Source organism: Pseudoalteromonas sp. PAST1 (assembly GCF_021532515.1).
In the GTDB taxonomy this organism is placed as follows: Bacteria; Pseudomonadota; Gammaproteobacteria; order Enterobacterales; family Alteromonadaceae; genus Pseudoalteromonas; species Pseudoalteromonas simplex.
The window spans coordinates 20,152-27,622 of the sequence record NZ_JAKGBH010000056.1 but is presented as its reverse complement, the minus strand read 5'-3'; the positions used below and the strand labels follow the sequence as shown (position 1 = coordinate 27,622).

Below are 7,471 nucleotides of genomic sequence, written 5' to 3'. Positions count from 1 at the left end.
GAGGACATATCATCGAAGTGCTGAATTAGAGACATAAAAAATCCGATATTATTTCTAATATCGGATTTTGAAGCTATGAAAAGATCAGTCAAGTGATCATAAAAATATTCTTAACTGATCAGCATTAGCCTGTTTGGGCGGTTTTTTATTTGGGTTAGCAAATTAAGAACTGAAGATTTGTCTTAGCACATCAAAAATATTTGTTATTAATTTAAGGGTAACGTGAATATGTTAGACTAATTACATTACCAGAAATATCAGCTAAAAAGGATGTGTATGTCTAACTACAACGAATCACCTGAACAAATCGCAACCGCTACGCAAGGTTATGTAATGCAACAGACAATGTTGCGCATTAAAGATCCAAAGCCTTCTTTAGATTTCTATCAAAATGTTTTAGGTATGAAGTTACTTGGTAAATATGACTTCCCTAAAATGGAGTTTACGCTGTACTTTTTAGGTTATGAGCAAGACATGCCAACAGGCAGCGATAAAGAAAAAGCACAGTGGGTATTTCGCCGCCCTGCTCTTATCGAGCTTACACATAATTGGGGCACAGAAAATGACGACAGTTTTACAGGTTACCATAGTGGTAATGATGAACCAAAAGGCTTTGGTCATATCGGTATTAGCGTGCCAGATGTGTACGCAGCATGCGAGCGTTTTGCAAAATATGATGTTGAGTTTGTCAAAAAACCAGACGATGGCTCAATGAAAGGCTTAGCCTTTATTAAAGACCCTGATGGGTATTGGATAGAGATACTCTCAGCTGAAGGGATCACTGAGATTATTGAAGAGCATAAGTAAGATTACACCTTAATTAACCTGCTATTTAGCAGGTTATTTATTTAACGAATTAAAACTTAGACTCTAATTCTCTAATCGTTAGAAAAGCCATAACTCTCATAACCACTTGATACTATAACTAAAAGCTATACATTCTTACATGTTGTTACTAAGTAGCATCAAAATGCTCAAAACACTTAGGAAGATATCCCCAAATTCTTATTGTTGTTTTACCTTTTTCGTAAGATAAACCTATCTTATCTAAAAGCTCAGTTAAGCTTTCAGAGTGATCAAACTCTTTAATACAGTGAAGCCTTCTGACATCTACTACCTCTTCTATACAGCATAAATCTAGCCACTGAACACCAATAAAAGGAAATGGTAAATGATAGCACCACTCACTATCCCATTCTGATATATGCCCAGTTACCCATTTCGAACGAAAAGGTGGTTGCCAATTTTTCCATTCTCGAACTTCACAGATGAGCTCATTCCACTTTGTATTGTTTGCAGCTCCTACAAAATTCTGCATTTTGATAAATCTTAATGCATCAATTTTGTCTTTCTCACTAGCTGAAGCATCAGCCATAGGCAGAAGGCTCATATGTCTAACACTCTTTTCGGATCTCTTGGATAAAACTCATCGGGCTGTTTAGTGCACAAATCAAATTCACGGGTATTTTTGTAAGGTAGCTTCATAAAGCCTGCCACACCTACATCTGTGATACTAACCGCGTATTGCATAAGCTTACTCAATAAGCGTTTAAATTCAGGCTCTTTACTGGCATCAAGCAGACGATAGTAATGATGTATTTTCATCCTATCAGGTAAGGCTTCAAAGATGATACAGCCCGTATGGTGTATTTGGTTTAGCTCAAATACGCACTTTATAACCTTTTTAGGGAGCTGTAGTTGCTCATCAGGGTCTTTACCATCTTCAAAGTAAGAGTGTGGCCTGGTTACGTCTGATGCTTGTACATCCATTACTTCGTAATCAAGCTCAGGCAAATGTTCAAATTTAAACGCACCGGTGCCATCACGCTCGAGCTGAATGGTTTTACGCGCATCAAACAAGCAACATTTAAAGAGACCTTTTTGTTCAATCCCCTGTGCTAACATCACCGTGTTGTTAATCGCATCGGTAAACGCAGTGCCAAGCGTTTCATCATGCAAAATAAGAGAAGACTCAACAAACAGTGAGTTTTCTTTCCAATGAAAACTCAGGCCCCCAACTACTGGGTATTTTGCTAATCGGCTAATTGAGGCCAAAAATGCTTTTTCGGTGTCGCCGGTATCAAATAAAAACTCTTTGTAGTATCTGTCGAGCTGGGCATCGTTTACATCAAGTAATTGTTGATTATGGTCGGCTTGTCTTAAAAATTGCTTACGTGAGCTATAAACAACCGTGTCTGGGTGTTCATCAAACTCACTAAACCAATAAGGGATATAAGGGCGAATGACTTTACGGGGCAGCTCAGGGAGGTAAGCTTTAGCCATTGTAGGCATGTTTCGCATAAAATAATCACCAGCGCCATCTCTGGTTGCCTTATCTTTTGAAAGCATACCGTCAATAACCCGGGCAAGCTCCATAGGTAAATTCAGGCTTGTAGCCGGAATAACCGCCGCACCAAATCGGCAAGATTGTGCAGATGCCAGTGCATAAAGAGTTGAAGCAACACCTTGCTCATCAAAACGTGGCGATGACTGCCCGCCCGACATTTGCTCATCACCAATAAAATACACATCACCCATACGTGCATTAGTGGTGCTGATATCAGCAGACATAAGATCCATAAAATTGCTAGCAACCGGATTACCTTCAGCATCTATTTGTGCATAAACAGAGCTGCCCCAGTCTACCAACGACAACTTATTAGTTTGTTCATCATAAACAATGTTAGAGGGTTTAATATCGCCATGTACAATAGGCTGTGGGCTTAAGCCATTTTTGTGTTCGCGTAAATCTACCAGCACATTACGTAACCTAAGAGCCAGCGCCATGACTTTTGCTGCGCTAAAACGCCCTTGTTTGATGGAGATTTTTTCTAAATCTTCACCTAGAGCGCGCTCCATCATTAAAATGCCTTGCTTTTTAATACGCTCAAAGGCATAAAATTTTGGCACCAATGGATTATTAACTTGCGAGAGCATGTACGCTTCGTCTTCTAGACGATCACGTACACTTTGTGCAAGGGTTATCCGAGAAAACTTAAATACCCAAGGTAGGTCTTCATCATCGACACCGGCAAAAACAAATCCAAACGCACCAGAACCAATTAATTCAACGTCACTGTAACCAAGCAAAGTAAGCTGTTTAATACATATGTTAAGCCATTGACGGTGCTTTTTAGCATCATGGTGAGACAGCAAATAAACAGACTGTTCTTCATTGATATAAAAATTGCGGATTTGTTTGGGATTCACTGCATCTCTCAAAGTTAAGCGGCTTTTAACCGCTTAATTATTGAATGCTAGGCAGTTAATTACAAGGCTTTTGCTCTTCGATGATCCAGCCTTGATCTTTCATAAGCAGCTCTGATATTGCAAAGGTTAAGCAGCCAAAAATGACTAACTCTAATAAGGTAAGAATATCAGCGGCAAAACACCAGCCTAAAATCCCTGCAAATAAAAATGGGATTGCTTTTAAATACCAAGCAATTTGTCGGGTTTTACCATATGTGAGTTGATAACTGTGAACTAGCTCCCCCTCACACTCTAATGTGATGGTAGAAGAAAACTTCCTGAATAAAGTCACTGAAACTGTTAATTGGCAGGTTTTACCATCAATATTAAATTTATGAACAGATTTTGTTTTAAAGTTACGTGATTCTGCTATTAATTCACCGTCTACTTTCAGAACTTCTTTACCTGAGTAAGCAGAACCCCAGTATTCAATTAAATGTTCACCCAGTTTGAAGTTGGCTTTAATTCCCTTGCTCATTGATACTGTAATGCAATCAGTGTTCATAAAAAACCTCCTTATCATTATGAATTTAAAATACTTTAAAAATAAAAAAACGGCAAGCTAGGCTTACCGTTTTGGTACTTTCAATGGGTAAAGGGTTACCATTTCAAACTAAAGGCGGATACCGCCATCAATCTCAACAACACGACCTGTAAAGAAGTCATTCTCTACAATATATTGTGCTGTTTGAGCAATTTCATCTGCTTCACCAAAACGACCCACTGGCGTTACCGCCATCATGCGTTGTTTTGCTTCTGGTTTCATTGCATCTGTCATTGCTGTGCGAATAACACCTGGGGCGATTGCACCAACACGGATACCAAAGCGACCTAGTTCTTTCGCCCAACCCGTTGTCATCGCAACAACACCGGCTTTAGACGCAGCATAGTTTGTTTGGCCAATGTTACCAGCACGAGCAACACTCGACATATTAACGATAACGCCGCCTTTGCCAGACTCAATCATGTGACTCGCAGCTTCACGTCCTGCTAAGAATACACCAGTTAGGTTCACATCAATCACAGATTGAAATTGAGCCAGCGACATTTTATCTACCACTTTGCCTTCTTTTGCTTTGATAAACATACCATCGCGTAAGATACCTGCGTTATTAATTAACACGCCGATATGGCCAAAGTCTTTGTTGATAGTATTAAACGTTGCTACCACTGCGTCTTCGTCGGTCACATTAGCAGCATACGCCATGACTTTTGTGCCATGCTTGGCAAGCGCTGATACTGCAGTATCTAGTACATCTTGTTGCATATCGATAAGGGCGATGTTCGCGCCAAGGGATGCAAATTTCTCGGCCATAGCAAGGCCTAAACCTTGCGCACCACCGGTAATTACGATGTTGTTGTTTTTAATTTCCACAACAATCTCCTACTTCGAGAATAATTTAAAAATAGCACTAAAATCATCACTACCCGCACCTTGATGCTGAAGCATAGTGTATAGATTCTTCGCCATTGACCCCATTGGGGTAGATGAATTACTTTGCTGAGCCGCTTCCATAGCAAGACCTAAGTCTTTCGCCATTAAATCAACCATAAAGCCCGGTTTATAATCATTACTTGCTGGCGCCGTTTCCATTACACCTGGGCATGGGTTATAAAGCTCAAGTGTCCAGTTACGGCCAGAGCTTGCAGTCATGATGTCACTTAACACTTTTGGGTCTAGCCCGTTATTTATGCCCATTTGTAGTGCTTCGCTAGTACCTGCCATTAAAATGCTCAGCAGCATGTTGTTACAGATTTTTGCTACTTGGCCTGCGCCAATATCACCAGCATGGAAGATGTTTTTACCCATATCTACTAGAGCAAGCTTGGCTTTTTCAAAGTGGCTTTGCTCACCACCGACGATAAAGGTTAAAGTACCTGCTGTTGCACCTGCAACACCACCTGATACCGGCGCATCAACAAAATCAATGCCTTTTTGAGCAAGTTCGCTACCCACTTGACGCGCTGATTCTGCATCAATGGTTGAGCAGTCAATCACTAAAGTTTTGCTATCAAGTAAGTTGATAAGACCTGTTTCGCCTAAGTAAAGCGATTTAACGTGTTTGCTTGCCGGTAGCATACTGATAAAAATATCAGCGCCAATGGCACACTCAGCTGCATCGGTAGCAGCAATTGCACCTTTATCGGCAAGCTCACTGACCGCCGCTTTATTTAAGTCAAATACACGAACTGTATGACCTGCATTGACAAGGTTTGCCGCCATTGGGCCACCCATGTTGCCTAAACCAATAAATCCTATTGTTAATTTAGCCATTTGTTTACCCCTTGGACTTAAGATGACGTTAATGAGTTAAGTGGGTGAGATTGCTCATCCCAGCGTGCTGTAAAGAAGCTATCTACAACTGCTTCGTCGATATCGCTAAGCGATTTAAACTGCCAGTTAGGTGCACCGTCTTTGTCGATTAGTAGCGCACGAACGCCTTCTTGGAACTCGCCTACTTCGCCACAGCGAACCGACATACCTAACTCCATTTTGAAGCAATCTGCTAACGTCATCTCTTTTGAATTAGCTAATTGACGTTCAACAAGCGCACAACTAAGCGGACAACCATGCGCTAATGACTTTTGCGCACGGGTAAGCCATTTATCTTCGTTTTCTAAAGCTTGAATGTAGTCAATTTTCCCCTGCAATGAATCAAACTCAGCCAGCTTTTGAATAACCGGTAAGTTATCTTTTACATTGCCTTTAGGAACACGGCCTGAAATATTATCAATAGAGATTAGAATATTTGTCAGCTTTTCGTGGTTTAATGAGGCTGTTTTGCCCCACTTTTCAGCTGTGATAGCCGTTAAAATAGCGTCATATTTATCTGCTGTTGCATAGTGATCAGCAAGATTAACAAACAAGACATCTTCAGCATTGATAGACGCCGCAGTTAACCCTAAGAATAGACCCACTTGCTCAGGCATTTTATGTAAGAAATAACTGCCGCCCACATCAGGGTATAAACCAATGGTTAGCTCAGGCATTGCAATACGCGATGTTTCTGTTACCACTCGGTGACTTGCCCCAGCCATTAAGCCAAGGCCGCCCCCCATAACAATGCCATTACCCCAAAGTAATATTGGCTTTTCATAGCAGTGAATTAGATAGTCTAATTTGTACTCAAGGGTAAAAAAGTCTTCAATGTAGTTAGCTGGCTCACCTGTGCTCATTGCTTTATGCAGGCTTACTACATCGCCACCGGCACAAAATGCTTTTTCGCCAGCCCCTTTTAGAATGACCATGGCAACGGCGTCATCGTCAGCCCATTTTCTAAGCTGAGGCTCAAGCAGTTGGATCATGTCGTAATTTAAAGCGTTTAACGACTTAGGTGCATTGAGTGTCGCAATTGCAATAAGGCCACTCTCGGCCTCTGCAGTTTCAAACACCACAGGCGCATCTTGATGATTTAGTAGTGTTACGTTAGTCATTAGCCATTTACCCAATTTGCTTTACGCTTTTCTAAGAACGCATTCACGCCTTCTTTTTGGTCTTTCGTATCAAACAATTGTACAAATAACTCACGCTCTAATGGCAACGCATGAGCCATAGGTTGTGTGCGACCTTTTTGAATAAGCTCTTTACATGCCGTCACAGCAACTGGGCTTTGCTCGCCAACTTGGTTAGCAAGTTTCATTGCTGCAGCTAAGCTCTCACCAGTGCCAACAACTTCTTCAACAAGGCCAATTTCGCGAGCTTTGTCTGCTTTTAGGCGCTCGCCACATAAGATCATGCGTTTTGCCCAGCCCTCACCAACAAGCCATGCAAGGTTTTGCGTACCGCCAGCACAAGGCAGTAAGCCAACTTTCGCTTCAGGCAGCGCCATTTGAGCTTGCTCTTCAGCTATACGAATATCACAAGCAAGGGCCACTTCAAGACCACCACCCATGGCATAACCATTAATTGCCGCAATTGATACACCACGGAAATTGGTTAGTGCTTCAAATGCATCACCAAACACTTTTGACATAGTGGCAGCAACGCCTTTATCACCGCTGGCAAACACGTTTAAATCAGCACCTGCGCTAAAGAACTTTTCACCTTGGCCTGTAATCACTAATGCATAGACATTTTTGTTAGCATTTAGCTCAGTTACAGTGTCTTTAAGCGCGGTTAATGTATCTTGTGTCCAGGTATTCGCTGGCGGGTTATTCATAGTTAAAACCGCTACGTTACCTTCAATATTTAAATCAATCGATGGATTAGACATAGGTTGCT

8 protein-coding genes are annotated in these 7,471 nt (G+C 41.3%); 1 reads left to right on the top strand and 7 read right to left on the bottom strand.

The window, feature by feature from the left end; all coding sequences use genetic code 11:
* Positions 1 to 276: 276 nt before the first annotated feature.
* Complete coding sequence (gene gloA, locus L1272_RS19620) at positions 277 to 807, top strand: lactoylglutathione lyase (protein WP_054553814.1); 531 nt, start codon at positions 277 to 279, stop codon at positions 805 to 807.
* Between the two features lie 148 nt (positions 808 to 955).
* On the opposite strand, the gene L1272_RS19615 is transcribed toward gloA, so the two are convergent.
* The 7 genes from L1272_RS19615 to L1272_RS19585 form a co-directional block, all read right to left on the bottom strand.
* Positions 956 to 1,375: a DUF6678 family protein gene (locus L1272_RS19615; protein WP_235374139.1), complete on the bottom strand. Its 420-nt coding sequence runs from the start codon at positions 1,373 to 1,375 to the stop codon at positions 956 to 958.
* A gap of 11 nt (positions 1,376 to 1,386) precedes the next feature.
* Positions 1,387 to 3,210 carry a protein kinase domain-containing protein gene (locus L1272_RS19610; protein ID WP_235374138.1) on the bottom strand — a complete coding sequence of 608 codons (1,824 nt, stop codon included), beginning with the start codon at positions 3,208 to 3,210 and terminating at the stop codon, positions 1,387 to 1,389.
* Between the two features lie 55 nt (positions 3,211 to 3,265).
* Positions 3,266 to 3,754 (bottom strand): hypothetical protein, encoded by a 489-nt coding sequence (locus L1272_RS19605; RefSeq protein WP_235374137.1) that lies wholly within the window; start codon positions 3,752 to 3,754, stop codon positions 3,266 to 3,268.
* 108 nt (positions 3,755 to 3,862) lie between these two features.
* A complete protein-coding gene (locus L1272_RS19600; protein ID WP_235374136.1) occupies positions 3,863 to 4,624 on the bottom strand; it encodes an SDR family oxidoreductase in 762 nt (253 codons plus the stop codon).
* 9 nt (positions 4,625 to 4,633) lie between these two features.
* Entirely contained in the window at positions 4,634 to 5,524 is an 891-nt protein-coding gene (gene mmsB / locus L1272_RS19595; RefSeq protein ID WP_138557510.1) for a 3-hydroxyisobutyrate dehydrogenase, read from the bottom strand.
* Between the two features lie 17 nt (positions 5,525 to 5,541).
* Complete coding sequence (locus tag L1272_RS19590; protein WP_235374135.1) at positions 5,542 to 6,684, bottom strand: enoyl-CoA hydratase/isomerase family protein; 1,143 nt, start codon at positions 6,682 to 6,684, stop codon at positions 5,542 to 5,544.
* The gene (locus tag L1272_RS19585) at positions 6,684 to 7,463 is read right to left on the bottom strand and encodes an enoyl-CoA hydratase (RefSeq protein WP_054553807.1); all 780 of its coding nucleotides are present in this window, start codon (positions 7,461 to 7,463) and stop codon (positions 6,684 to 6,686) included. Before L1272_RS19585 ends, L1272_RS19590 begins: the two co-directional genes overlap by 1 nt.
* Positions 7,464 to 7,471 lie beyond the last annotated feature (8 nt).